This window comes from Nocardia sp. NPDC051750, assembly GCF_044453135.1.
Classification (GTDB): Bacteria; Actinomycetota; Actinomycetes; order Mycobacteriales; family Mycobacteriaceae; genus Nocardia.
The window spans coordinates 13,848-40,279 of the sequence record NZ_JBITCK010000004.1; the positions used below are offsets into that span (position 1 = coordinate 13,848).

Annotated in this window: 21 protein-coding genes; 8 read left to right on the forward strand and 13 right to left on the reverse strand. The window is 62.9% G+C overall.

Annotated elements, in window-relative coordinates:
- Window positions 1–37: 37 nt before the first annotated feature.
- Complete coding sequence (locus tag ACIA75_RS18570) at window positions 38–709, reverse strand: hypothetical protein (RefSeq protein WP_397105462.1); 672 nt, start codon at window positions 707–709, stop codon at window positions 38–40.
- Window positions 710–1,466: 757 nt separating this feature from the next.
- Here ACIA75_RS18570 and ACIA75_RS18575 point away from each other — a divergent pair.
- Entirely contained in the window at window positions 1,467–1,685 is a 219-nt protein-coding gene (locus ACIA75_RS18575; protein WP_397106748.1) for a hypothetical protein, read from the forward strand.
- 154 nt (window positions 1,686–1,839) lie between these two features.
- Here ACIA75_RS18575 and ACIA75_RS18580 read toward each other — a convergent pair whose 3' ends face one another.
- Window positions 1,840–2,310, reverse strand: a complete 471-nt coding sequence (locus ACIA75_RS18580; protein WP_397105464.1) for an NUDIX domain-containing protein — start codon at window positions 2,308–2,310, stop codon at window positions 1,840–1,842.
- A 355-nt stretch (window positions 2,311–2,665) separates the two neighbouring features.
- The gene (locus ACIA75_RS18585) at window positions 2,666–2,968 is read right to left on the reverse strand and encodes a hypothetical protein (protein ID WP_397105466.1); all 303 of its coding nucleotides are present in this window, start codon (window positions 2,966–2,968) and stop codon (window positions 2,666–2,668) included.
- Between the two features lie 1,014 nt (window positions 2,969–3,982).
- On the opposite strand from ACIA75_RS18585, the gene ACIA75_RS18590 reads away from it, so the two are divergent.
- The gene (locus tag ACIA75_RS18590) at window positions 3,983–6,475 is read left to right on the forward strand and encodes a tetratricopeptide repeat protein (RefSeq protein ID WP_397105468.1); all 2,493 of its coding nucleotides are present in this window, start codon (window positions 3,983–3,985) and stop codon (window positions 6,473–6,475) included.
- 548 nt (window positions 6,476–7,023) lie between these two features.
- Window positions 7,024–7,485 carry a hypothetical protein gene (locus tag ACIA75_RS18595; protein ID WP_397105470.1) on the forward strand — a complete coding sequence of 154 codons (462 nt, stop codon included), beginning with the start codon at window positions 7,024–7,026 and terminating at the stop codon, window positions 7,483–7,485.
- A gap of 455 nt (window positions 7,486–7,940) precedes the next feature.
- Here ACIA75_RS18595 and ACIA75_RS18600 read toward each other — a convergent pair whose 3' ends face one another.
- Complete coding sequence (locus ACIA75_RS18600; protein WP_397105472.1) at window positions 7,941–8,456, reverse strand: NUDIX domain-containing protein; 516 nt, start codon at window positions 8,454–8,456, stop codon at window positions 7,941–7,943.
- A gap of 244 nt (window positions 8,457–8,700) precedes the next feature.
- Here ACIA75_RS18600 and ACIA75_RS18605 point away from each other — a divergent pair, with 244 nt between their 5' ends.
- The 4 genes from ACIA75_RS18605 to ACIA75_RS18620 all read left to right on the forward strand — a co-directional run bounded on the left by ACIA75_RS18605 (window position 8,701) and on the right by ACIA75_RS18620 (window position 13,436).
- Entirely contained in the window at window positions 8,701–9,996 is a 1,296-nt protein-coding gene (locus tag ACIA75_RS18605; RefSeq protein ID WP_397105474.1) for a helix-turn-helix domain-containing protein, read from the forward strand.
- Window positions 9,989–10,537 carry a GNAT family N-acetyltransferase gene (locus ACIA75_RS18610; protein WP_397105475.1) on the forward strand — a complete coding sequence of 183 codons (549 nt, stop codon included), beginning with the start codon at window positions 9,989–9,991 and terminating at the stop codon, window positions 10,535–10,537. Before ACIA75_RS18605 ends, ACIA75_RS18610 begins: the two co-directional genes overlap by 8 nt.
- Window positions 10,538–11,066: 529 nt before the next feature.
- Window positions 11,067–12,299 carry a DUF262 domain-containing protein gene (locus ACIA75_RS18615; protein ID WP_397105477.1) on the forward strand — a complete coding sequence of 411 codons (1,233 nt, stop codon included), beginning with the start codon at window positions 11,067–11,069 and terminating at the stop codon, window positions 12,297–12,299.
- A 96-nt stretch (window positions 12,300–12,395) separates the two neighbouring features.
- Window positions 12,396–13,436, forward strand: coding sequence for an MAE_28990/MAE_18760 family HEPN-like nuclease (locus tag ACIA75_RS18620; protein ID WP_397105479.1), 1,041 nt, complete (start codon window positions 12,396–12,398; stop codon window positions 13,434–13,436).
- Window positions 13,437–13,640: 204 nt separating this feature from the next.
- Here ACIA75_RS18620 and ACIA75_RS18625 read toward each other — a convergent pair whose 3' ends face one another.
- The 7 genes from ACIA75_RS18625 to ACIA75_RS18655 form a co-directional block, all read right to left on the reverse strand.
- On the reverse strand, window positions 13,641–15,716 hold the full coding sequence (locus tag ACIA75_RS18625; protein ID WP_397105481.1) for a DNA methyltransferase: 2,076 nt from the start codon (window positions 15,714–15,716) through the stop codon (window positions 13,641–13,643).
- Window positions 15,713–16,477 (reverse strand): hypothetical protein, encoded by a 765-nt coding sequence (locus ACIA75_RS18630; RefSeq protein ID WP_397105483.1) that lies wholly within the window; start codon window positions 16,475–16,477, stop codon window positions 15,713–15,715. Before ACIA75_RS18630 ends, ACIA75_RS18625 begins: the two co-directional genes overlap by 4 nt.
- Window positions 16,478–16,789: 312 nt before the next feature.
- Complete coding sequence (locus tag ACIA75_RS18635; protein WP_397105485.1) at window positions 16,790–18,490, reverse strand: class I adenylate-forming enzyme family protein; 1,701 nt, start codon at window positions 18,488–18,490, stop codon at window positions 16,790–16,792.
- Window positions 18,487–19,836 (reverse strand): MFS transporter, encoded by a 1,350-nt coding sequence (locus tag ACIA75_RS18640; protein WP_397105487.1) that lies wholly within the window; start codon window positions 19,834–19,836, stop codon window positions 18,487–18,489. The genes ACIA75_RS18635 and ACIA75_RS18640 overlap by 4 nt, the downstream gene beginning before the upstream one ends.
- On the reverse strand, window positions 19,833–20,366 hold the full coding sequence (locus ACIA75_RS18645; protein WP_397105489.1) for a 3-isopropylmalate dehydratase: 534 nt from the start codon (window positions 20,364–20,366) through the stop codon (window positions 19,833–19,835). The genes ACIA75_RS18640 and ACIA75_RS18645 overlap by 4 nt, the downstream gene beginning before the upstream one ends.
- Complete coding sequence (locus ACIA75_RS18650) at window positions 20,363–21,607, reverse strand: aconitase family protein (RefSeq protein WP_397106670.1); 1,245 nt, start codon at window positions 21,605–21,607, stop codon at window positions 20,363–20,365. The genes ACIA75_RS18645 and ACIA75_RS18650 overlap by 4 nt, the downstream gene beginning before the upstream one ends.
- 17 nt (window positions 21,608–21,624) lie before the next feature.
- Entirely contained in the window at window positions 21,625–22,491 is an 867-nt protein-coding gene (locus ACIA75_RS18655; RefSeq protein ID WP_397105491.1) for an oxaloacetate decarboxylase, read from the reverse strand.
- A 153-nt stretch (window positions 22,492–22,644) separates the two neighbouring features.
- Here ACIA75_RS18655 and ACIA75_RS18660 point away from each other — a divergent pair, with 153 nt between their 5' ends.
- A complete protein-coding gene (locus ACIA75_RS18660; RefSeq protein WP_397105493.1) occupies window positions 22,645–23,439 on the forward strand; it encodes an IclR family transcriptional regulator in 795 nt (264 codons plus the stop codon).
- Window positions 23,440–23,484: 45 nt separating this feature from the next.
- Here the strand turns inward: ACIA75_RS18660 and ACIA75_RS18665 are convergent, their stop codons facing one another.
- Window positions 23,485–24,510 carry a 3-oxoacyl-ACP synthase III family protein gene (locus ACIA75_RS18665; protein ID WP_397105495.1) on the reverse strand — a complete coding sequence of 342 codons (1,026 nt, stop codon included), beginning with the start codon at window positions 24,508–24,510 and terminating at the stop codon, window positions 23,485–23,487.
- A complete protein-coding gene (locus tag ACIA75_RS18670; RefSeq protein WP_397105497.1) occupies window positions 24,507–26,381 on the reverse strand; it encodes a ThiF family adenylyltransferase in 1,875 nt (624 codons plus the stop codon). Before ACIA75_RS18670 ends, ACIA75_RS18665 begins: the two co-directional genes overlap by 4 nt.
- Between the last annotated feature and the right edge of the window lie 51 nt (window positions 26,382–26,432).

The window sequence follows — 26,432 nt, forward strand, 5'->3', positions numbered from 1 at the left end:
GAAAGCCCAGCGGGCGAAGCTGAACTGCTACGCCGCATCATTTTCGGAGGTTGTCCAGGATCTTCCCGATCTGATACCGGCAGATCCGGTCGGCCTCGGCCTGGTCGAAAGCCTTGTCCGAGATGACTTCCACGTCGACGTCGACCAGGACATTGCTCTCCTTGATCGCCATTGTGTAGCCCAGATACCGGTCCGAGTCCGGAGGATTCCGGACTCCGTAGTACCCGCCCTCCCCAAGCCCGGTCACCGAACCGAACACGTAGTCATCGGGCAGTATTTCGGTATCCGACCTCTTGGCGCGATCGAGCTCCAACCCATACAGATCGGTCTCGAACGCCACATCGATCTTGAAGGTGACGTAGGCACTGTTCGGTCCGGAGTTCGTTGTACGACAGTCGATCGACGGACCGCCGTATTGCCCGGCGATATCTTCGTGGTGCACGAGTTCCGTCTGGTCCGGCGCCCATGGATCGAAGACCGTGGTATCGACCAGATGACAAGTATTCGTGACCCCTTCCGGCGAGTAGTCCCCGGCCCACGGGTCGGCTTCGTCATCGCCACCCGATCTCGATGCGACGACCCCGATGCCGACCACCGTGAGCACCAGAACCACCACCATGGCCACCACGAGCCCGATGATCAGGCCGACATTGCTACGGGAGCCCGGCGGACCGGGCATACCTGGATAGGGCGCAGGCGCGAATCCCATTGGCGACGACGGTCCTCCGTGTTGCCACAGCTGCGGCGGCGCTCCTCCCATCGGGTGTGGCTGTGGTTGCCCCGTCATGCCTGGACCGGGCGCCTGCATGTTCGGGTGGAACCGCGGACCGCCGGGAAACGGCTGCTGCCCACCGGGATACTGCTGCTGGACAGCGGGGCCATTCGGAGGCGTGGCCGCTCCGTGCGCTCCCCATGCGAAACCCTCGGCGCGGTTCTGCCCCCGCTGTCTTTCGTCGACCATCAGTACATCCCCTTTTACAGCGCGGGGCTCCCCCCGACCAGGATGGATAGTACCCATGCCGACCGGCGTTCGTGCTCGTTGGTTCCGGAGGCCGACGTGCGGAATCACCGGTATCCGGCAGGCTCGGCCGAGCGAGTCGACCGTTCACCGCCGACCACGAGGGCTTCAGTGCGCTGGGGTAGGCCGTCGCTTCGAGTAGCACCCGGCGCCGGGCCGCAGCAGCGCGCGAGCGACCGACGACACCGCGTGCGGCCGAGAAATGATCAAGACCTGTGGATGACGGGAAGGACGCACCTTCCCGGATGATCTATCAGTCCGAAGTCTTGATCATGCCGGCGCGCCAACGCCGGTCGGGAAGGTACGTCCGTGCTCACGGTAGTTCAGAACGTCGCCACTGGCGGTGAGGAGGCCGGTTCGACCCGGTCGTTGCGCGATGAGATCGTCCGCGACGGCGCCCGGCAGATGCTGACCGCAGCGTTGAAAGGTCGGTCGCCGTCTGTTCGTTGTGACGGCCGAACTCACGAAACTTGCGGGCTGGGCTGCCTACGATCTCGCGGAACATGGTCTGGCGCAGCGGTATCTGATCCAGGCACTTCGGATGGCACGAGCAGCCGGTGACGCCGCGCTGGGCGCGGAGATCCTGGCGGCGATGAGTCACCAGGCGACCTACGTGGGTCGGCCCGGCGATGCGGTGGACCTCGCACGCGCAGCGCAGATCGCGTGACCCCGACACTGCTGGAGTATTCACCGGGCTGGAGCACATCCCCGACAGCCTCTACCGGGTGGCGGGCAAGCAACACCGCCCTGCCGGCGTCGAGTCCGCATTCGGAATCAGGGTTGTTGCCGGTCCCCGCCTGACCGCGAACCAAGGGCGGTGGTCAACCGATGCGCCGCCCTTGTTCGCAGAGCACCGTCGTCCCTTCGCGCACCGCATCGAATGCCGCCGCCAAACGATCTGCCAGCAGCGGCTTCACCTTCCCGGCTGCTTCATCGAGCGTGTAGAACCCCGCAGAGCGGATCTCGCCCGGATACAGAACCATCCCCGCTACGTCACTCTCGGCCAGCACACCACCGTCGAAAAGGAACACCACGCCCTCGGGGCGGCTGTCCTGCGGGCGCACGTAGTCCACCAGCAGCAACCGGCCCACAGTTCGGTCCCAGCCGATCTCCTCGCACAGTTCGCGGCGAACCGTCTCCCACGGTGCCTCGTCTTCTTCGACGGCGCCGCCCGGTATTTCCCAGTTGGGTTTGTAGGTCGGCTCCACCAAAAGCACGCGGTCCCGCTCGTCGCGAAACAACACCCCCGCAGCCATCCGCTTGCGCGCCAGCCCGGCCACATACTGCTCCACCGGCAACACCCCAGTAGCCGACTCCGAACTCGATGGTGTGCTCACCCGCGTCACCCTATCCTCGGGTCTGCATCTCCGCGGCTTCCGCCGTGGTGAACATTGCCCGCGCCACCGAGTCGATCGATATTTTCGCCGCGGCTACCGATGGCTCGCTCACCCGCGGACTCGTCGAGATACTGACCAGGCTCCCGGCAGTCCGCGCCAAGACGTGCGAAGCGTGTGCCGAGCGTGCCGAGACTGATCCTCTGATCCGGAAGTGGCGCGGGGATCGACCGTCAGGGCCACCAGATCGTCGCCGCGATCACCAGCAGCGGTAGTCCGATCGCGATGGCGAAACCGACCACTACCAGGGCGCTCATGGTGTGTCCTGCGTGGAGGTCCAGCGTGGGAAGCTGAGCCGCGGTAGCACGGTTTCCACATCGCAGACGTCCAGTACGGCGTCGAGCTCGTGCGGGCCGAGGTGGTCGGGTGCGGGCAGGATCACCAGGTCGGCGCCGGCGTTGCGTGCCTGGTCGGCCACGCGTAGCACCGAGTGTTCGCCGGGCCAGACGAGGTGGTAGCCGAGTCGGTCGGCGAGGCGGTGTACGCGGTCGCGGTCGGTCTCGGGTGCCCGGCTGATGTCGTGGTTCATCCAGCCGAACGCGATCGAGTGGCTCATGGCGCGATATCGGCGTCGGTGGCGGGTTCCGGGACATCGCGACTGGCGCGAAGCCCGGCCGCCACTCGTGCCAATGTTGCTGTATCGGTGCAGTATTGGTCGTGCAACAGCCGGAAGGTCGCTTCCATTGCCCGGTTTCGTGCCGGTCGCTTGGGCAGAGGTGGTTGTTCGCGCACAGTGCCTCCTGGGTGGGGTGTCATGGCGTGCACCCGGCGCCGAGGAATTCCGTGGTCGGCGGCCTCGTAAGGTGCTGGCCGGCCTGGTGGTTCGACCCGGCGCCGGGGCTGGATCAAGCCTCATCGACCGGTGTTCGCGGTCCCAGGGACAGCAGTCATAGAGAACCGCTACGCTTCCGCTAAGTGCGCAGCGACAGGGGTTTTCGCGTGATCGTGGAGGTTTGGACAAGGGTCGAGGTGCGTGCGCTGCGTGACGCGGCGCTCCGGATGACGCAATAGCAGTCCGCCGAACAGGTCGGGTGAACTGTTGGTACTCGCGACCGATGCTGCGACCGAGCTGTAGGTGGAAGCAGTGGTGTCGCTGGATGTGTACCGGATCGTACTGGTCGCCATATTCGCCGCAGTCGACGGGTATTCCTGGTGGGCAGCTGTGAGGATTAGTGGGTGGATATGCGGTTCGAATCAACGGGTGGAGGCTGGAGATGAATTGGGGACAGACGCTTTCGAGGGCAGGTCTACACACTGCGGCCGGTGCCCTGGTGTCGACTGGGCTGGGGGTTGCGGTGAACCTTGCGACCAGCGGCACGTATTCCGGCTGGGTGTGGGTTGCGGTCGGTGTGTTGACCGCGGGTGTGTTCGGTGTTTCGTTATGGTCGCAGCACAACCAGTTCGTCACCCGCTCGGATGGTGTGGTTGAACTAGGGACTGTCGATGCCGGGCGTGATCTGCGGATTCACAATGTGCGGTCGCCGGGAGGGTTCCGGATCCGGAGAGCTCATTCTGGCCAGGATATGGAATTCCAAGATATCGAAACGGACCGGGGTGATGCCTCACACCCATGAGCGACTCTTGGCCGCCGCCTATCTCGCCACCCACGGCTTCGATAGGCAGGGCATCGGCGCGCCGCGATATCAACACCTACATCTACCGCTCCACCACCATCACAAACAACGTCGGTGTGGCTGGTCTGCCGGTCGTTGAAGCTGGGGCGGAAATGGCGGTGGTGGGTCGAGTACCCAGGAGAGCGCCGCACTTCGTCTCCCGCATTCAACTGCAGGTGCTCAGGGAGATATCGCGCCGGTCCGCCGTGGCAGTGGTGGTGACCGGTATGCGGGGAGCGGGTAAGACGCAGGTCGCAGCAGCCCATGCCCGTGAGGTGGCCGCCGCAGGCGGGCCTGGACTAGTGGCGTGGGTCAACGCCGAAACCATTGATTCCCTGCTAACCGGGCTCGGTGAGGTCGCCATCCGGGTCGGGGTCGCAGATCCCGAAGGCGATCCCGCCAAATCTGCGGACCGGTTGCGCGATTACCTCTCTGAACGACGAGAGCCAGCGTTGCTGGTGCTGGACAACGCCAGCAATCCCGACCTCATCGATACTGTGCTGCCGACCGGTGGGAGCACTCGGGTGGTGGTGACCACCACCGACCAAGCATTTTCCCAGATCGGTGAGTTGGTCGACGCCGGACAGGGGTTTGCTCGAGCAGAGTCGGTGCGCTACCTGCGGGAGGCGACGGGGCTGGACGACGACATCGGGGCTGACCTGATCGCGAACGATCTGGGGGACCTGCCGTTGGCGCTGTCCGCGGCGGCGGTGACCATCACTGGCCGTCGCCTAGACTATGTGCGCTACCTGCAACTACTTGCGGCCCAGCCTTTGCCGGCGGTACTGCCGCGGCCCAGAGGGAGTGGTCATCCCTTGGCGGTAGACCAAGCATTGCTGCTGGCAGTCCAGACCGCGGAAACCTCCTACGAAGACCCTGAACTCGACATGATCGTGCGGTGGTTGTTAGGTGTGATGGCGATGTTGGCCCCTGACGGCGTCGCCCACACGATACTGCCCGACCATGACGGTCGCCTGGATATGGCGTTGCAGCGATGCGTGGAGGGGTCGCTGTTGTCGTGGTCGGAGAACGGGGATGTGGTGGTGATGCACCGACTTCTGAGCCGGGTGTTACGCGAACGTGCCCACACCACCCACACTCTCGGTCAGCTCGGTGCCGATGCTGCTGCGGTGATCACGCCGCTGCTGTTCGACGAGGCCGAGGCATTTCGGCGGCGCGAGGAAGGCTCACGCCTGGTCGACCACATCGAAGCCCTGTGGGAAGCCGTCAACCGCTTCCCAGACTCAGACCTCCTTAGGGCTGCATTGTCCACACGTCGTTGGGCCACAATGCAACTCATCGAATCTGCCGCGCTGGTTCGTGCAACCACCCTAGCTCATCACACCGTTACCGCCCACGAACAAATTCTCGGCGATCACCACCCCGATACGCTCACCGCTCGCCACAACCTTGCCTACGCCTACCACTGGGCGGAGCGATTGCCGGAAGCCATTACTCTCCACGAACAGGTCCTCACTGACCGTATGCGGATCTTGGGCGCTCAGCACCCAGACACTCTGACCGCACGCCACCACCTCGCTAACACCTACGAATCTGCAGGACAACTGACCCAAGCGATAGCCCTCTATGAGCTGACCCTCGCCGACCGTGTGCGGGTTCTTGGTCCAGACCACCCCGAGACCCTGCATTCGCGGAACAACCTTGCAAACACCTACAGATCAGCAGGACGGCTGTCCGAGGCGACAACCTTATACGAGCGCAACCTCGCTGAGCGGGAACGGGTTCTGGGCCTTAACCACCTCGACACTCTGACCGCACGCCACAACCTCGCCAACGCCTACCACTCCACCGGTCGACTATCCGAGGCGATCGCCCTGCACGAACAGGTCCTCGACGACCGGATTCGAGTCCTGGGCCCGGACCATCCCCACTCCCTGGTGTCCAGGGGTAGCCTCGCCAATGCGTACAGGTCATCAGGGCAAGCTGCCCAAGCGGTCACACTGTGCGAACGTAACCTCACTGACCGTGTGCGAATTCTCGGCCCCGATCACCCCGACACCCTGGCCTCCCGTAATAGCCTCGCCAGATCCTACGAGTTAGCAGGTCGGCTTGTTGAGGCGATCGCGCTGTACGAGCAGAACCTCATTGACACCGAGCGAACCCTCGGTGCCGACCATCCCTACTTGTTCGCGGCCCGCAACCACCTCGCCGATGCCTACGGGTCAGTCGGGCGGCTGGACGAGGCGATCACGCTGTACGAGTGGACTCTCGCCGAGCGAGAGCGAGTGCTCGGCGCTGAGCATCCGGCGACCTTGACCTCGCGGAACAACCTTGCCTACGCGTACAGGTTGGTGGGGCGGCTGAACGAGGCGATCACGCTGTACCAGCGGGCCCTCGCCGACTGCGAGCGGTTCCTCAGCCCAGAGCATCCCACCACCAGGATTGTTCGTGGAAATCTCTCGGTGGCGCGAAATGGTGAGGTCGGCTAACCGTCGAGGTCTGTGTCACTTGTGGAAGATTCCAAGTAGACGCCAGATGCCGAGACGAAATATCAACGGCAGGCCAATTCTGAACACTTTTCGGGGCACGGCGTGTATCCCCGGTTGCTCGCGTCGCGAGGTAGTCGACGGTGCTGCTGCATGGTCAAGTGACAGCGTGACCTGCCCACCGGACGGGTTCCAACTCCGGTTGCTAACCGAAAGCTGACCCGCGTGCCACGCGCCTATTCCACCGAGTTTCGAACCCGAGCGATCACCCTGGTCTGGGCAACAAGCCCGCCAAGCAGACTGCGGTCGAGTTCGGCATCCATGCGGTCACGTTGTCGAAATGGCTGCGCCGGAACGACATCGACCAAGGACGTCTGCGCTGCCAGTTAGCCTCCATCCAGCCGGCATGCCATTTCCTCGCCTGGATAGCGACGGAGTATATTTCGGTCTAGCCATAGCCTGGGACGGAGCGTAATCTCAAACTCAAGAATCTCTGGATGGTAGCCCTCGCGAACCTGTTTTGGTCCGCTTGCCTAACGAAGGGAGAGGGTATGTTTCCACGTAATTCAGATAAACCGACAGGCTGGCCGGAGAACTCAATCGCTGCATCACACGATGAGAAAGAAGCAGTCAAGCGATGGAGGAATTCCCACCCTTCCGAAAAAGTGTTGAATCAGGCGGCCCTGCTCCGATCATGGCCTAGCTCTCGCCTCGGTCTTACTAGATACGGTCCTGTTCAGGGCGGAAACGCTGAAATTTTCGACATTGGCGCTCATAAATCGTGGACTGCGACCAGGCTTGCGGGCGGGGTAGCCACGCTGGGATTTTCTGCAACGCTGACGGGCCGTAAGAAAAAGGGGTCGTTGACCCTAAACATTGGGTTCGGCAATGGCGCCGCCCAATCGTTCAATATCAAGCTAGACAAGCAATCGATGCGCGCTGCAAACAGCTACGTGACGGCATTCAATACCCTTGCCAGACAACTTGAATCTGAAGGAAAACCCCCAGCCTAGTGAACAGTCTAAGAAGTCTCGTTACGATCAGGAAAATTTCCCGAGCATTTGCCCGGTCGGGACATTTGAACGCCGATCAAGGCTCGTTACGTCTGGTCTGGATCAGAGCCCCTGTGACACCGTAGAAAACGTTCTTCGCGGCGGCCCATGACTTAATCATCATAGAGTCTCCTTTCGTGTTCACCTTCAGGCCGGACGGTCGGGTCATGATTCCGAACAGTTTTGTTTCCAGGAAGGGGATTCCAACGATTGACGCAAGAACGAAGCACAAAGCTACGGGGCCAAGCGCCGAGTCGAACGGCGCACCAAACCCACACCACACGCAACGAACTAAGATTTGCCAGCCTTACTCCTTGCTGCAGATGAAGTTGGCCCCCGCAGTTGTGCCTCTGCGGGGAAGGTGAAGGTACAGCTCTCGATTCTGGAAAGTCAAGCCCAGTTCGGGACGGCATCGGTCAACTGATGCGTCGCCCTTGATCGCAAAGCACTGTCACTCCTTCGCGTACCGCGTCGAACGCCGCCGCCAAACGATCTGCCAGCAGCGGCTTCACCTTCCCGGCTGCTTCATCGAGCGTGTAGAACCCCGCAGAGCGGATCTCGCCCGGATGCAAGACCATTCCGGCTACGTCACTGTCGGAGAGCACACCACCGTCGAAAAGGAATACGACGCCTTCGGGACGGCCGTCCTGCGGGCGCACGTAGTCCACCAGCAGCAACCGGCCCACGGGCCGGTCCCAGCCGATCTCTTCACACAGCTCGCGGCGAACCGTCTCCCACGGCGCCTCATCCCCTTCGACCGCGCCGCCCGGGATCTCCCAGTTGGGTTTGTAGGTGGGTTCCACCAGAAGCACCCGGCCCCGCTCATCGCGGAACAACACTCCTGCGGCCATCCGTTTGCGCGCCAGCCCCGCCACGTACTGCTCCACCGGCAACACCCCGGTAGCCGACTCCGAACTCGATGGTGTGCTCACCCGCGCCACCCTAGCCTCGGGCCTGTATCTCCGCGGCGTACGACGTGCCGACGCGGCATAAGAAGACAATCCATGGTGCTGGAGCCTTTCGCTGTCGGTGGCTCCGTAATGTACTGCCCAGACCGGTGATCCGATCGAGAGCCTGCTGAGATAGAGGATCATCGACCGGGATTGCTATCTCGAGGACAGCCGTTCGGGGAGCCGATACGCTTCCGGCAGGAATGCATGGACAGGGGGCCGTCGCATGATCGTGGAGGTTTGGACAAGGGTCGAGGTGCGGGCGCTGCGTGACGCCGCGCTCCGGATGACCCAAGAGCAGTTCGCCGAACAGATCGGGTGGTCTGTTGCGACCGTGCGAAAATGGGAACGTGCCACCGAATCGCGGCCGGTGCGCGGGCAACGTGCCGCCGATCTCGATAGTTGGCTCGCCAAGCTGAGCCCGGAGCAGATGCGTCGATTCGCTCTCGCCGTATCCGCCCCGCGGGCCACAGCACAGCGACACTCGCCGTCTGGAGGCGTAGAGGATGAGGCAGACGTGAACCGCCGCGAATTCAGCAAGGCCGCCGCGCTGACCGTTGCGACGTTGCCGCAATGGAATCCGTCCCGCATCGGTATGGTGGATGTGGACCGGCTCAACGCATTCACCTCCGAACTGGGGAGGCTGGACCAAATGGTCGGCGGTGCCAATCTTCTGCCGAATGCTGTCGACTCATTGGCGCAGGCCCAGGGCCTGCTGCACAGCGGGATATTCGACGAGAAGACTGGCAGAGCGTGGATGTCGGCGGTGGGGGAGTTGGCGGTCAAAACGGGCTGGCTCGCGCATGATGCGGACCGGACCGACCTTGCTCGGCGCTGTTACGCCGATGCGCTGTCACTGGCGTCTGCGGCCGACGACGATGATCTGACCGTCCACGCGGCACTGAATGCCGCCCTGCAGACCATCCATTTGGCCCGGTCTGGTGCTGCCTCTCCCTCTTACGCCCACATGCTGATTCAGCGCGCCGGTCATCTCGTGCGGCGTCGACCGCCGGGCCGGATTCATGCACTGATCGCCGCGCGAGAGGCTGCCGTGTGCGGCGTGGCCGGCGACCGTCACGGTGTTGCGCGGGCAATGTCCACAGCCTGGCGCGAGATGGACGCCGCCGCGGAATACGAGCCCGCCTATGAATGCGCGCCCTGGCTGCGGTTTGTCACGCACGCAGAAGTACGTGGTCATGAAGCACGGGCATACGCTGACACCGGAAGCCACGGACGTGCATTGACTCTGTACGAGGTCGCGGCAGCGGAACCGGCGAGTGTCCGCAATGCTGCGCTCGCCGTCGCCTGGTTCGCGGCTACGCTTGCCCACACCGGTGACATACCAGGCGCCATTGATGCGGCGCGGCCGGTCCTCGACGTCCTGGAGGAATCGGTTGCGTCCCCGCGGACCTTGCGGGTGCTGGAGCCGATCCGGCTCGCGATAGACACCGATTCCGAGGGTGAAGAGTTTCAGGCGCGGTTCGACGCCCTCGCCACGACGAAAGGCCCGACAGTTGACTGAATTTCGTCGGTACGATCCTTCAGGCGCTCGTGAGATTCGCGACACCGTTCAGGACGCGTACGCGCGTGCCTACGCAGAATCCATCGCCAGTGGCGATCCGTTCGAGTCGCTGGAAGCGGCCATGCGCCGATTCGACGCCTACACGAACAGTGCCGGATTCGATCTGGTGGTGCTGTACTCCGATGGTGAGGCGATCGGGCAGGCGTGGGGGTGGCCGCTCAACGATAATTCCCGCTGGTGGAACGGTCTGCGACTCGACAAAGACGAACCCGAATTCACGACGGAGGACGGGACGCGGACGTTTGCGCTGTCAGAGATCATGGTCGTGCGTGAGCACACCGGCCGAGGTCACGCACGAGCCCTGCACGACGAGTTGTTGGGTGGCCGGCGGGAACGGCGGGCGACGCTGCTGGTGGACCCGACAAACGAGAACGCCTACGCGCGATATCGGAAATGGGGCTGGTCCCGGATTGGTGCGCTGCGACCCAATTGGGAGGCCGCGCCAACGTTCGACGTACTGATGCGCGCACTGCCGCTGTGATCGGAAGTACATACTGCTCGACGGACACGAGAGGATCTTGTGATTTTCTGTGAAACGCGCTTCACCGGGTGTATGCGCCGTCGGCGATCGGCACTTTGTTGCGTGAGTTTCACTTTCGGTCACGGGCGACAGACCTGTACATCAGATTTGCGTCGGAGCCATCTCCAGAATTTTGCCAGCGTAACCACCAACTATTCCAAGCGTGAATGTTACCGCCGAGGTCCAACTCTTGCCGAGTATGTCCGTGTCTGAAGGAACGGGTGGATGAGGGGGGTGAGGGGCTTTTCCAAATGGGATCGTGAAGGCTATCGCCGCAGTGTGGGCGAAGAGGGGCCGCGCGTCGTCGGTCGATCATGGCCGAGCAGTGGGGTTACCAGCTTGCCGAGGAGCGGAAGGGGCTGGGGTTCACGCAGGCGGGTTCGGCGCCGAGACGATGACGAGTGTCCAGACATCGGCCGGCTGACGCACGGGCTGGGCGCCACGAATAGTCTGTAGCGACAGCGCGACCGGATACCGAAGCGGAGGTACAGTGACCAGCCCAGTTAAGGCAACCTTGCTACCTGGTGAGGAGATAAAAGCCGTAGCGGATCCGCCCATGGGAGGCGCGGGCACCGCTACTGACGAACAGATCAACGATCGTTACATCCGCGGTGAGGTACGAATAGTCGTTGAACAGGCCCGCTATCAACTTAAACAAATCCCCACGCTCGTTGCAAGTTCGGATTACGACTTGCAGCCTAGCTTCCAGCGAAGGCCGCGCTGGTCCCGAGTCAAACAATCGCGATTAATCGAGTCGTTCATTATCAATGTTCCAGTCCCTCCCGTGTTTCTGTATGAGTCAGAATTATCGCGATATGAGGTCATGGATGGCAAACAGCGATTGACTGCAATTGAGGAATTCTATGCGGACCGGTTTCCTTTAGAGGGGTTGCGGGAATGGTCCGAGCTAAATGGGCGAAAATACAGCACATTACCTGAGCAGATTCGCCGCGGGATAGATCGACGATATCTCTCGTCAATCGTACTACTGCACGAGACTGGGAAATCTGAAGCGCAGGCCGAAGAGCTTAAACAGCTGGTATTTGAGCGCATTAATACGGGAGGTGAGGATCTCTCCGATCAGGAGACTCGGAATGCCCTTCACAGCGGTCCTTTTAATAGTCTTTGCATTGAGCTGTCTCGCTATCCTTCATTTTGTCAACTTTGGCAAATACCGCAGCCGGATGCGGATGAACTGTCGAAAAATCCTGACTGGCTGCCTTCGCGTGAACTATCCGATAATAGTATGTATCGCACAATGGAGGATGTTCAGACGGTGCTTCGGTTCTTCGCTCATCGGCAGCGAGATAAGCTTTGGAAGGGTGGTTCCAACTTGGACAGCTACCTGACAAGCTATTTAGTAGCTGCAAATAGGTTTTCTCCAGAAGTGCTCGTTGGTCTGAAGAGTGTATTTCAAAAAACCATGGATACAATCGTGGAAGTGCTAGACGAATATGCATTTCTCCCGTACCGCAAGCGGGGAGACGACTGGTATTACTTGGCGAAGCCATCATTTGTATTGTACGAGCCGCTCTCATTCGCGTTTTCTCAGCTTCTTGGCTATCGATCAGAACTTTATGCGAATCGCTCGTTAATTATGGACAGATTGCCGCAATTCTATATTGAGAATGCAAGTGCATTTGATGGGAGAAAAGTGAACTCATCAGATGTTCGAGAGCGTGATCGGTTGGCTCTTGATTTCCTGTCAGGGTTTGTGAGCTGATCGATGTCGTCGGACTTGCGTGCTCTTAGCACCCGCTTGTATCGCGAGACGGAAACTTGTCTTCAATACTTAGAACTTGCGGAGGCTTTGGATGGGATGAGGACCGATTCTAATTTCGCAAGCTCTGAGCATATTCGGCAAGCGGCTAGCATCTCTAAAGCGTTGGCCGCGCCGTCGTGGCGTGTATTTGTGTACAAAACGGCCATTGTTCAACTATATGGAATGCATGAGCGGTTCATGCGTGAGCTTTCGGATGCGCTGGCGGAGACTATTTCGCAAGCATATGCGAGTTACGATGAGCTTCCGGAGGCGATTCAGAACAGTCACCTGAGGCTGAGCCTTGAACATTTTCAAACGATTATGCGGTCCAGGACTGCTGACGATCCGATCATGCAGTTGAAGTCTGCCATGTCGAGCCTGGTTGGTTGCCTGTCGGGATCGGTTGCCCTAACAAAAGATGCAATGCGCTCCCACGGAGCAAACTTCAGGCATGACATGGTTCGGGACCTCGTGAGTCGGTATGCCGTAGAAATACCAAAATGGTCGGTTGATATGTACTGGAAGGGGTTTCCCTTTGGATCACTGCATGGGATATACGCTTCGCCTACCAGTCTAATCGATGAACTTGCCGACCGACGTAATGACGTTGCGCATGGGGGTGACATCGACGGAGTATTGGATAATGCAATGCTATCCGACATGGCTCGCGCCGTGTATTTGTACGATCTTTGGATTCTTCGAGTCGCGGCGCGTTCATTGCTGACACGTCTGGTCGACAAATATGGTATGCAGATTGCGTCGGTGGACCATTATTGGCCCAGTACCGGAGCTTCCAGGCTTGTCGATGTCGGATCGAAAATATCGGTCGGAAGCATGGTGTTCATTCAGTCGAAAGGCGTAGAGCTGACTACGGTAAAGTCGCTCCAAAAAGAGAAGACGACTATCCATTCCGCTGAGCCGGGTGGGGGCCCTTTCGGGGCTGTGTTTGGAGTCGCCGCCCGAAGAGGGAACCGTATTCTTGCTCTGCCCCTACGTTTGGCAGGTACGCAGGAGTCGCTGTGGAGTGCAGCAACCGTGGAGCCCCACCCGGGCATTGCTTCAGCAACAGAGAGTATGGTGATGGCCAGCGGCGCTTAAAGACGTGAGCGAAGGTCGTTGAATATTAGTGGAAGTGGCCGTTCCCCGATAACGAGACCACCCGGTTTCGCAGTCGGTCATCGTTTGGCGATGTTCAGTGGACGCCGCAGACGATCGGGGGTGTGGGTTATTTTGCATGGTCCGATCCCAATTATGCGGAATAGTTGGGGCGCAGGCAGCAACAAGCGCTCCTGAAGCGTTGACTCAAGCAAGTACCGTTTTGATGCTCTGCGTAGCTAGTTCGTCCACAGACGCTTCGACGGCGGGGTCCAGTTCTTCGCCGGCTGAAGCGAGGTACGCCAATAGCGAGCCCCGAACCACCGACCGAACATCCCCCGAACCCACATCAACCCCAGCGTGTCGAAGACTCGCCAACTCCTTCTGAGCCGTCGCGAGGGCCTCTTTCAGCGAACGGTTCGGATTATTCGCACCGTCCACGGCGCGTCGGCAGACAACTATGCTATCCAGGTTTGATGGCTCACGCGCACCCGACTTTACGACGCTGGTTGCCATCTCGCCTTTGACTGGCTGAACGGCCGTCACCACGAACCCGGCGCGGCGAAGTGAATTGATAACTTGGACCCATCCGCTGATGCGAGCCTGGTGGAACGTGAATGCGAGTAGCCCGCCAGGCTTTAGTACGCGAGCGCACTCGGCCCAGACCGCTTCGATCGCTTTTCCGAACTCAGCGGGGTCGGCGTGCTGAACCTCTCCCGAGCGGCGCGTGCTTACCGCTTCGGGATAGCCGGGGTAGGGTTCCATACTCCGCAGCCAGGCGTGGAAAAAGTCCGCGAGTTCGGCGTAGTGGACGTTGTCCATGTACGGCGGGTCGGTCACAATCAGGTCCACCGACGCGTCGGGCAGATCAGTGTCGGCCGAGTTCCTGGTAGCGACATAGGCTGCTGGTCCCTCGGTGGACGTGAACGATTTCCACGAGCCAGCAACCCGTGTGCCAAATGGCTTCGAAATGCCGGTTACACGCTCGATCTCATTGTCGTTGCTGATTAGATCAGCCGGGTTCGTTTTATATTCGTGCGCACGAAGCAAGCGACTCTTCAGCAGCGTCGAAAAGGAACCGGAGGACTGTGGAGTGCCCCAAGGGTGAGCCTCAAGCGGTGTTCGCTCCGGCTTCAGGATGTGGTGGCTGAACATGTGCCTGACCGCGCCGGTGCCTTCACCCTTGAACGAGGTGAATAGGTTGTTGAACTCCAGCGTCCCAGAGAACAGAGCACAGAGAGCTTCACGCTCTGGGGTTGGACTGGGCAGATCCCGGATAGCCGTCGCTATTAGGGATAACGACACCAGTTGACGAGCATTGAAGAAGTCTCGCCAATAACGGAAGTTCCACTTCAGCGCCTGGTTGGTGTTGTTGCCGTGCACGAGTTCACCGTGGGGTAGCACAACCGAATCCGGCAGCGAGTCGAGCATCGTTTCGCAATCGGCGTAGAGGCCCCGGTCCCAATCAGTGATGGCCTCGTAGCTCTTCGAGCCGTCCGGATTGGCGACCATCTTGGCGTACATCTCATACCCGGGCCGCTCGTCCTTCAGCGCTTTCAGTGTCTTGAATGTGTGTCCGTGTGGGCACGTGGCAAGCTGCCTGTCAACGGCGCCCTGCTGCCTGATGACATGCCCGTTCGGGCATGTCTCGGTGACGAAGTCGTACCGGCTCTCCTTAACCGCGAGGCATTCGGGGCACACGACCTGGGCCTTGGGGACGCGCTTCGGGTAGGCGTTCTTGGAGAAGACAGGTGAATCGAACAGACGAACTTTAGTCATGCACTCTGGACAGTCGACAGTTGCGACCCAGAAGTAGTAGAGGACGGTTCGGCCGTCCTCTGTCTGGTGGAGGCGGTCGACTTCTTCGCGACAGCTCGACTCGACGGTCTGATAAGCGGCTTGCAGTGCATCAAGGTCCCAGGGTTGTAACGCCTGACGTTCCACGAGAGTTGCCACAGGGTTGATGTCGAAGCATACGGCGTTGGCTCCAAGCTTGAGGGCCTCCACTCCTGTTACGCCCGAGCCGGAAAACGGATCAAGCACAACCATCCCGGATAGATCGAGTGGTGCTCCATAAGATTCCAGGGGGCTGGCTCCTTCGGGTGTCACCGCCGAGGTCAGGATCCCGCGGAACACCGTGCCAAGACGCTTCGCCCACCACTTGTGGGTGCTCGTCGCTGGGCGATGGACCTCTTTACGCCAGGACTCCTTGGTACCGACCGCGCTCAGCATTGCGGCCGGGAATGAGCCTTCCAGGCTCGACATCTTGGGTACTGCGGTCATGAGCGTCGGCCCTCAGCCAAACCAACCGCTTTAGAGTCGCCAGCACCGCGAGACCGATAGGCACAGAACCTGTGCGTCTTCCCGGCGTTCGGGTTCGGCTTCTTCCGCGTGAGCATCTCGTTTGTCTGGAGATTGAACTCATAGGAAACGAGCACTTCGTCGGCTTCGATGCGGTCCAATTCTCCTACGCGCACGAGCTGACTCGACTCGGGTTGGAAGTCGGCCGGGACAATAAGCGTCGACAGGCCAGCAGTACCAGCAGCTAACGCGTACGGCGTCGGCACGACGTACATCTTGCGATCACGGACTTGGATATCGCCGTAGGCTCCAAAGCCGCGGAATGACTTGTTCTTGTGCACGTACTCAGAATCTGCGTTGAGGAAGCTGCCGTGACAGACGACCAGGTCCACGACCGGGTACTCATCGACGCCTTTCTCGGACTTCGGATAGCGACCGAATACGTAGTACACCTCGCGGCCGTTGTGGTTCCCGGCCGGAACCTGAGAGTTCGAGTCATAGGTAGCATCCCGCCCGGGGAACTCCAAACCTTTGACTTCATAGCCCTCAGGGTGGTGGACGAGGCGGAAGTCCGGGTATGTGTTACGCCCCGGCTCGTCGTACGCCAGGGTGCACGCCTCGAGGCGCGCCTGCACCCAGTTCTGAAAATGAAACTCCTTATCGCGAGCTGAGACGCGCTTGACCAGATCGCCGTCTGCTCGCGCACGCTCGCACTCGAGAAACACCTGTTCAACTGCGCTCATTACCACCCTCTATAAGCCCCATCCGCATCGCTCGGACATGAGCGATGCTCTGAGGTTACTGGTGGCTGCAGAGCCGCCTCGCTGAACCCCACCCAACGACGGCCCTGCCTTTTGGGCCTGAGCGAGCCAGGGGGGTGCTGCCGTGCCTGTTTGAGGCGGCTCGTGGGTCGAAACGCGGTCTGTGCCTGGCCGATCAGTAGATGGAATCCGAGGCCGGTTGACTGCGTCAACAGTGCTCCGGGAATGAGCCGGGCCTGTTTGGCGGTCTATTTGGGCTCAGAATTTGCCCGGTTGGCAAACAGCGAACTCTAGTTATCCGGTTTGCGCGTCGGTATGTCGATCACGTAGCGTTCGTCGTCGAATCTTGCCGGTCTGTGTTTTCGGCAGGTCCGTAAGGATCTCCACCACCCTGGGCCGCTTATAGGGTGCGAGGCGGTCTCGGGCGAACGAGATCAGCTCGTCGGCTTGCGTGTTGCGTCCGTCCTTAAGAGATACATAGGCGGCGACCGATTCACCCCGGTACTCGTCGGGAATGCCCACGACCGCTGCTTCGAGCACTGCTGGATGCTCGTAGAGGACATCCTCGACCTCTCGCGGCCAGACCTTGTACCCGGAGACGTTGATCTGGTCTTTGATCCGGTCGACCAGGTAGACCCAGCCCCGTTCGTCCACGATCGCGCTATCGCCAGTTCGGAGGTGACCATCGGGTAGCGCAGCGCCGGATTCTTCTGGTTTGCGCCAGTATCCACGGATGACCTGAGGGCCGGTGACCACGAGTTCGCCTTGGTTGCCGCGTGGGACGGGGTGGCCTTCGGGGTCGACCACCGCGACGTTTACTCCCGGGAGCGGTAGTCCGATGGACAGGGTGCCGCTGTCCGGGTCGACCGGTGCGCTCGTCCCGGGCGGAACAGCGGTGACCGCTGACGAGGTTTCGGTCATGCCGTAGGCGTTGTGGATGTAGCGGCCGAAGCGTTCCTGGAATCGGGCGACCGTGCTCGGCGGGACCGGCGCACCCCCGCTGAACAGCGTTTTGATGGTGGAGAAGTGTTCGGCGGTGGCGTATTCCGAGTTCATCATCGCGTTGAAGGCGGTGATGGAGCCGATGGTGTAGGTGACGCCGTGTTCGCGGAGGGCGTCGACGGCTACGTCGGTGTTGAAGCGGCCGGTGAAGAGCAGGGAGGTGCGTTCGGTGAGGGCGAGGGCGCCGATGACGACGGCTCCGGTGATGTGGAACAGCGGGGCCAGGGCGAAGACGACGTCGCCGGGGGCGATGTCGGCGAGTTCGGCGAAGCTGGTGGTTACCGCGCGGACGTTGGCGTGCGAGTTCATCGCGCCCTTGGGTGGGCCGGTGGTGCCGGAGGTGTAGGCGAGGAAAGCGAGGTCGTCGCCGTGTACCTGGACCGTTGGGGGTTTCCGGTCGGCGTACTCGTGGGCCAAAGTGAGTAGGTCGGGTGAGTTTGCGGACCCCTCAGTGGCAGCAGCGGTTTCGGGTTTGAAGACGCGGGGGTCGTTGCGGGACTGGAGGTCCGACTCCGCGGTGCCGAGTACCCACGCGACTGTGGTGCCCTCGACGTCCTCCCGGACCTGCCGCACATCCCGGTCGGTGGTGATGATCCCGACCGGTTCGGCATCGCTGACCAGTTCGCGGAGTTCCCGCCCGCGATACATCGGGTTGAGTAGCAGGGCGATCGCGCCGAGTTTCCACAGGGCGAGCAGGACGAGCGCGTATTGCGGGATGTTCTGGAGGTGGACGCCCACCCGCTCACCGTGGCCCACACCGCGGTCGGCGAAAGCGGCCGCGAGTGCGTCGGCGAGGTCGTCGGCCTGGCGCACGGTGAGTGTGGTGTCGAAGTAGACGAGGGCCGGGGCGTCGGGTTCGTGCCGGACCCGGTCATTCCATGCCGCCACGAGGGTGGCGAACTGTTCGGTTACCTCTCGCGGGCGGGACGCCCCGCCCGCCGCACCCTCATCAAATGCGGCGGACGGGGCATTCCCGGTATTACCGGTGGTCATGCGGGCAGTTCCTTGCGGCTGGTTTCGCGGATGGTGGCGACGGTGAGCAGGCCGATGGCGCAGACGCCCATCACCCAGTAGGCGGGCGACATCGCGTTGCCGGTCGATTCGACGAGCTGGGCGGCGACGTAGGGGGCGGTGCCGCCGGCGGCGATGGTGCCGATATTGAAGCCCAGGGAGACGCCGGTGTAGCGGACCGTGCGGGGGAAGAGTTCGGTGAACAGCGGGAACGCGGGGACCTGGACTACGCCGTTGAGCACCATGTAGACGAAGTAGACGAGGCCGATCACGAGGATGCTGCTCGTCGCGCCCATGATCATGAAGGCGGGCAGGGCGATCACGACGTAGGCGAGGTAGCCGGCGATGAGGACCGGTTTGCGGCCCCACCTGTCGGTGGCCATACCGCTGAGCGGGAAGGTGGCGCAGGCCAGGGCGATGGCGATGGCGGAGGTCCAGTAGACGGAGTCTTTGGAGAAGCCGAGGTCGTTGATCAGGTAGACGCTGAAGTACGTGAGGCCGATATAGCCGGAGCCGTTCATGGCGATGGCGACGCCGACGACGCGGGCGACGGACCACGGGTTCTTGGTGACGGTGTCGAGCAGCGGGCTCTTGGTGACCTGGTCCTTCTCGGCCATCTCCTCGAACTCGGGGGTGTCCTCGAGCTTCATCCGGACGCGCAGGCACACGTAGGCGAGGGGGAGGGCGAGCAGGAACGGGATACGCCAGCCCCACGATTCCATCTGCTCATCGGTGGTGATGAGGGCTACGACGCCCACGACGGCGGCGGCCACGGCGAAGCCGAGGGTGGAGCCGACGGGGGTGAAGGAGCCGAAGAAACCACGCTTACGTGGGGGTGCCGACTCGGCGATATAGGTGGCCGCGCCACCGACTTCGCCGCCGGCCGAGAAGCCCTGGGCGAGACGGACCAGCACCAGCAGGATGGGGGCGAGGACGCCGACGGCCGAATGGGTGGGGAGCAGGCCGAGGATGCCGCAGGCCACGCCCATGCTGACGACGGTGATGACCAGGGCTTGGCGGCGGCCGCGGCGGTCGCCGAAGCGGCCGAAGAAGATGCCGCCGAGGGGGCGGGCCACGTAGGCGACACCGAAGACGGCGAGGGTCGACAGGACCGAGACCGCGGAATTCTCGGAGGGGAAGAACAGGGGGGCGATGGTGACGGCCAGGAAGCCGTAGACCGCGAAGTCGTAGTACTCGATGAGGGTGCCGACGCCGCCGGCGATGGCGGCGCGGCGGGCTACCGAGTTCGACTTCTTGGCTGCTGTCGCCGGCAGCGGTCCGGAGGGGTGGAGGTCACGGGACCCGACGCGAGGTGCTGTGTTCGTCATTGAATCTGTCTTTCGCGTGCGTGCTCGGCGAGCAGGAGTTCATACGAACCACCGGCTTCGATGACCTTGATGGTCCGCGGGCTCGGTGGGGTTCCGACCAGGTCGGTTCCCTCGGGCAGGCGCAGGGTGGCGGTGCGCCAGTCGAGGGCCACGGCGTCGTCGACCTTTACCGAGGTCGAGACGCCGGGGATCGTGATCAACGGCATGCCGTTGAAGGTCTCGCCGCGCCAGAAGCCGGGCGAGAAGGATTCCGCGACGATGGCCGAGATCCCCGCATTGCGGAGGGCGACCATCGGTGGATAGTGCGGATGACCGTAGCCGAAGTTGCGACCGCCGACGATGATATCGCCGGGGCGGACGCGGTCGGTGAAGGTGGGGTCGTAGGCCTGCATACACACCGAGCGCAGGTGGTCGGGGTCGTAGGACTTGATGTTGGAGACGCCGACGACGAGATCGATATCGAAATCGTCGCCGAAGATCCAGGCGACCTTGCCTTCGATGATGTCGGGCGGTGGGGGATAGGCGCTCACTGGACCGACTCCTGGATCGTGCCGGTGAGGGCGCTGGCGGCGACGGTGTAGGGGGAGCCCATGTAGATGTTGGCGTCGGGGCTGCCCATGCGTCCGGAAATGTTCAGGACGCCGGTGGAGATGCAGTTCTCGCCGGGTTGCAGGGGTTTCTGGTAGCCGAAGCAGAAATCACAGCTCGATATGTTGATATGTGCACCTGCGGCGCGGAGGACGTCGAGGATGCCTTCTTGTTCGGCCTGCTCGTACACCTTCTGCGAGGTGGGGACGACATTGAGTTCGACGCCGGGGGCGACCTTGCGGCCGTCGAGCACCAGGGCGGCGGCGCGCAGGTCTTCGATGCGGCCGCTGGCGCAGGAGCCGATGAAGGCTTTCGTGATCGGGGTGCCGGCGAGTTCCTGGGCTGTCTTGGTGTTGACGGCGCGGGCCGAGCCGGGCAGCACGACGCGAGGGGTGAGGGTCGCGAGGTCGATCTCGTAGCGGGCCGCGTAGGTGGCGTCGGCGTCGGGATACACCGGGTCGAAGCTGCGGCGGGCGACATTGTTCGCGTAGGCCAGCGACATCTCGTCGGGTTCGAAGATGGCGGAGACGGCGCCGGTGAACATGGCCATCCCGCACAGGCCCTGGCGGTGGTCGATGGCCATGGAGCGGGCGCCGGGGCCGCCGAACTCCATCACCTGATGGGCGCAGCCGTCGGCGCCGACCATATCGATGATGGTGTGCACGAGGTCGCGGCTGTCGACGCCGGGCGGGAACTCGCCGACCAGGTCGAAACGGGTGGTGGCGGGGATATCGACGAAGACCTGGCCGGTGACCCAGGCTTCGATGAGGTCGCGGCGGATGCCCCAGCCGAGGGCGCCGAAGGCGCCGATACCGCTGATATGGCCATCGAAGTGGACGAGGAATTCGCCGGGGATGGCGAGGCCCAGCTCGGCGGTGAGCTGGTGGCCGATACCGCGACCCTCGTGCAGCTCGATGCCGTAGAACTCGCACCAGTCGCGGGTGACCTGGTGGACCTCGGTTTCCTTGTCGTTGCGCTTCGTCAGCATGTGATCGATGAAGACGATGTAGCGGCTCGGGTCTTTCAGTTCGGTGATCCCGAAGTCTTCGCGCATCTGGCGGAACATGACGTCGGTGTAGCCGGGGAAGTCGTAGGCGATCATGCGTGCCGGCTGCACCGGGTGGTTCTCGCCGGCGCGGACCGTTTTCTGATCCGAGGCGCGGCCCAGGATCTTCTCCGTCATCGTGTAGCCCACGACGGTCACTGCTCCTTCGCGGGTAGGTACTTGTTCTGCATGGCCTCGACCTCGGGGAAACCGATCAGCTCGACGAACTCGTGGTGCTGTAGCGCGTCGGCGCTGACCTGGGCGGGGGCCTCGCCCGCGGCCAGGCGCTTCAAGGTGGTCTGGGCCGCCCCGGCCACCGCCATCAGGACCTGGGTCGGCAACAGGGCCAGCCGGACGCCGATCTGGTCGAGGATCTCGGGGGTGAAATCGCGTTCGGTCCAGGTCGACGCGGTGAGGGTGGCCATGAGCGGGACCCCGACCTCCTCGTGGCAGCGCTGCCATTCCTCGACGGTCGTGAAGGTCTTGGTGACCGGCATGATCATGTCGGCGCCGGCTTCGACGTAGGCCTGGGCGCGGCGGATGGCGTCGTCGCCGCGGGCGTCGGTGCGGGCGATCAGGAGGACGTCGTCGGGGATCGAATCGCGGACGGCGCGGATCTTGCCGGTGGCCTCGTCGACGGTGATCAGGTCGACGGGGTCGCCCACGCAGATGGGGCAGGACTTGGGGGAGACCTGATCCTCCATGAACATGCCGCCGACGCCCGCGTCCACGAACTTGGTGGCGGTGCGGGCGGCGTTGACGGCGTTGCCATAGCCGGTGTCTATATCGGCGACCAGGGGCAGCTTCGAGGATTCGCGGATCGTGCGGACCGCCTGGAGGTTCTCGGTCTGGGTGTAGAGCTCGGCGTCGGGCAGGCCCAGGGCGGCCGAGACGGCGAAGCCCGAGGCGCACAGGGCGCTGAACCCGGCCTGTTCGGCGAGGCGGGCGGTGAGGCCGTCCCATACGCCGGGGGCGTAGACGAGTCCGTTGGACGTGAGGTCTTTCAAGGTCGGGCTGCGCACCAGTCCACTCTCCGTTTCGCAATGCGGAATGCGTTTCATTTTCCGATATGCAGACGGTAAGGTGGTCCCAGTCACAAAGTCAACCCCGATCGGCCGATGTGTTCGTAAGGTGGCGGCATCGATCGCACGAACCGTGGAAGCGAGTGAGTATCAGTGGCTGTGCCGGTGGAGTCCGAGGCGCCGGGAGGGCGCGATGTCGTGGGCGCCGTCCTCAAGGCATGCATGCTGCTCGGTCAGTTCAGCGCCGACCGGCCCGTCTGGACGCTGAACGACCTCACCACGGCCAGCGGGATGAACAAGACCACGGTTTTCCGCCTGATGGCCACGCTTGTTCAGGCCGGGTGGGTGAACCGCACCGACGAGGGCGCCTATCGGGTGGCGATGCCGGTGTTCGAGATCGGTTCCGCGGCGCTGGCGAAGCTCGATATACGTTCCGCGGCAAAGCCGTTCATGTCCGATCTGGCAACCACCTTCGGTAATACGGCGTACCTGATGGTGCCCGCGGAGCAGGGCGCGGTCTGCATCGACCTGCTCGAAGGACGGAACTCGCTCGTTGTCGCCGGAATCAACGTCGGATCTGTCATGCCCTATCACGCCGCCGCGGGGCCGATAGTCATGCTCGCTCACTCGAAAGAGCTGCGAGACAGATGGATAAAGCCCGGACTGCCGGCGATCACCGAGCAGACCATCACCGACGTGAACCTGCTCGTCGAACATCTGGACGAGATCGAGGACGCCGGATATTCACTCAGCGTCTCCGATTACCTGCCAGGCGTTGCCGCGGTGGCGGCGCCGATCCTCGGGTCCGACGGCGCGGTGCTCGCATCGATCAGTGTGGGCGGCCGGGCCGAGGAGTTCGAAGGTGCCGCACTTGCCGCGAAGATCGAAAAGGTGTGTGCGGCCGGAGCCAGGATCACCAGAATCGTTCGAGCAATGCCACGCGCCTGAGCGAACCTCTCAACGTCGGTCGGCCCGTGCCGGCAACGGCCGGGGTCACGGGTGGCGCATGTACAGGGTTCCCCATTGGAATCCCGCGCCGATGGCCGAGAGAACGAAGGTATCGCCGGAGTGGATGCGCCCCTGTGACATGAGGGTGTGCAGGGCCGTGAAAGCGCCGGCGGAACCGGTGTTGCCCAGCCGGTCCACGGTGACCGGCGCGCGATCCATCGACACGGCGATGCGGTCCATGGCTGCGGTGACTATCCGGAGATTGGCCTGGTGCAGGAAGAAATGATCCACCGAGTTCACGGTCGATCCCGCCCGGCGAACCGCATTCTCGATGCTGCGCGGCAACTGTTCGGTGGCCATCTCCCACACCGCGCGACCGTCCATGTGCAGATAGTGGGCACCTTCGGCCACGGTGCGCGCACTGGCCGGCAATCGTGAGCCGCCGGCGGGGATCTGCACGCTGTCCGATAGTTCGGCGCCGAAATCCCATGACAAAAGGCCGGTTCCGGGCTCGGTGCCGCGGGTGAGGACGATCGCTACCGCTGCGTCGCCGAAGAAGACTCGCGTGGTGCGGTCGGCCGGGTCGGTGACGCGCGAGGCGCAGTCGGCCGCCACGACCAGCACGGTCCGCGCTGTGCTCTGTAGTAGATGGGCGGCAAGCAGCATCGCCTGCAGGCCGTTCGCGCAGGCGGCCTGGGTGATATCGATCGGCAGGGCGCGGCGGGCGCCGAGCCGGTCGGCGACCATCAGGGCCGTGGACGGCAGGATCTGATCGCCGGTGTAGGTGGCGATCAGAACTGCGTCCAGGTCTACGGCACGGACCCCGGATGCGGCGATCGCGTCCTCGGCGGCCGCGACGGCCATATCCGAGACTGCCAGCTCGGGTGAAAGGTGCCGCCTTTCGCGGATACCGGTGTGCTCGACGATCCACTCGTCGCTGGTGTCCAGGGTCTCGGTGAGCTGCTGGTTGGAGATGACGGCCGGCGGCAGGTGCAGTCCGGTTCCGGCGATGGCGACCGGTACAGCCAGCGGGGTGTGCATCGAGAGCCGAGTGTCGGGCAGCGTTGTCACCGGGTCACTCCGCCCGGCACCGCGGTGTTGTGTTCCGGTGCGATGAGTTCGGCCAGGTCCACGTAGAAGCGCCCGGATTCGCATGCCAGTCCCAGCAGGATGCGGCGTGCGGCATCGGCCACCAGTGCGCCGCCCAATGCCACATCGGCGGCCAGCTGGGGCCAAGTGCTCAGCGTGACGCCGATCTGCCCGAAGGCCGCGGCGAGCTCCGGGCTGATCCGTTCGGGGTCTACCATCGCCAGCATCACCTCCGCGCGCTCGGCCGGAGTCGAACTGTCCAGTTCGGCGGAGCCGACGGCTCCCAGGCGGCCGTGCAGCAGCGGACGGTCCGGCTCGAGATCGAACCGTTCGATATCGAGCATGCCGCGGTCGTTGCAGTCCATGACCACCGGAATGCGGCGCTCACGGGCGTATTCGCGGGCAGCGAGTTTGATTTTCGGGGTATCGCATTCCTCGACCATGAGATCCAGGCCGTCGAAGAAACGGTCGATGTTCTCCTCGGTCAGTCCACCGGTGAAGATCTCGATATCCAGGTAGGGATCGACCTCGAACATCTGCCGTGCGCTCAGTACGGCTTTGTTGACCCCGAGGTGGTGCAGGCCGGCCCGCAACCGGTTCAGGTTCGACAACCCCAGTTCGTCGAAGTCCGCGAGGCGGAAACGGCCCCCGATCCCGCCCGCGGCCAGGGTGAGCGCGGCGGAGTTGCCGACCGAGAGTCCGGCGATCCCGATCCGGCGGGCGAACAGCCGGCGCTGCTGGGGGCGCTGGATCTTCTCACGGTTCCGGTCGGTGCGCACCAGCCGGAATTCCTCGCACGGCAGGATGTGCACCAGGCGCCCGGACCACGGGTACCAGGCCCAGGTGCCGTAGGCCCATTGTTCGACACCGTCGAGCTGTTCGCGTACCGCGGCGGCCATCTCATCCGGGGTGAACCGGCGGTGTGGTTCCCGGCAGCGAACCAACTCGTCGAGCTGCTCGCCGATGCTGTCGAACACCGACCGCACCCGGCCCGAATCCAGCAGTTCGGTCAGGGCGGCATAATCCTGTGCCCGCACCGGCTCGAAAAGCGTTGGCTGCCATGAGGTTTCGTCCGGGACGGGCGCGCCGCTCAGCCCGGCCGGTATCGGCCGCGCAGTCTCTGTGGCGGCGGAGGGGGTGATACCGCCGGCCTCGGTGGCGGTCAGGGTCGGGTGCCGAGGGAATTCCTCCGCCATCGACGCGACCAGTTCGGTGTATTCCCCGGCACCCGACGCGGGACGGTGCACGAGAATGATCACGTCCTCGGTGTACCGCTCCGTGTAGCGGCGGGTCCCCGGCACCGGGACGAACCCGAACCGGGCATGGAACCTGTCCTGTCCATCGGCGGTCCCCGACGTGCCGATCATCAGACGTGCGCCGAGATGATGTGCGGCGCCGATGGCGACGGCGTTCAAGTACACGCCCAGCCCGAGCTTGCGTGCGCGGTGCTCGACCACCAGCCGGCTGTGTTCGAAAGTGTGGGCGGCGTCGACACCTTCGGCCGCCAGAATGCGCTGGTACTGCTCGGCGCCCAAGTAATCCAGCGACTGGAACAGATGCCCGGTGGCCGGAGTCGACAGCCTGATATATCCCAGTGGCGGCCCGTCCGGATCCCGGCGGGCCAGAAAATGCCAAGCACCGTAATCCAACTGTTGATCATCCGCGGAATCCTCGTCGGCACCGAACGCCGGGCGGCGGCCTCGGTCGAACAGAATGCGGGCACGCAACTCACGCAGGCCGGCAAGGAGCTTCTCGTGATCGTCGCCGCCCTGTGCCGGTATCCGGACCGCGCAGATATGCCAGCGAGAGCCATCGAAATCGGTGGTTCGGGGCTCGGCGGGACGACTGGTCACGAGAGAACTCCTTGAAGGACGAGGCGCCGGATCATAGTGTCGGAAGCGCTT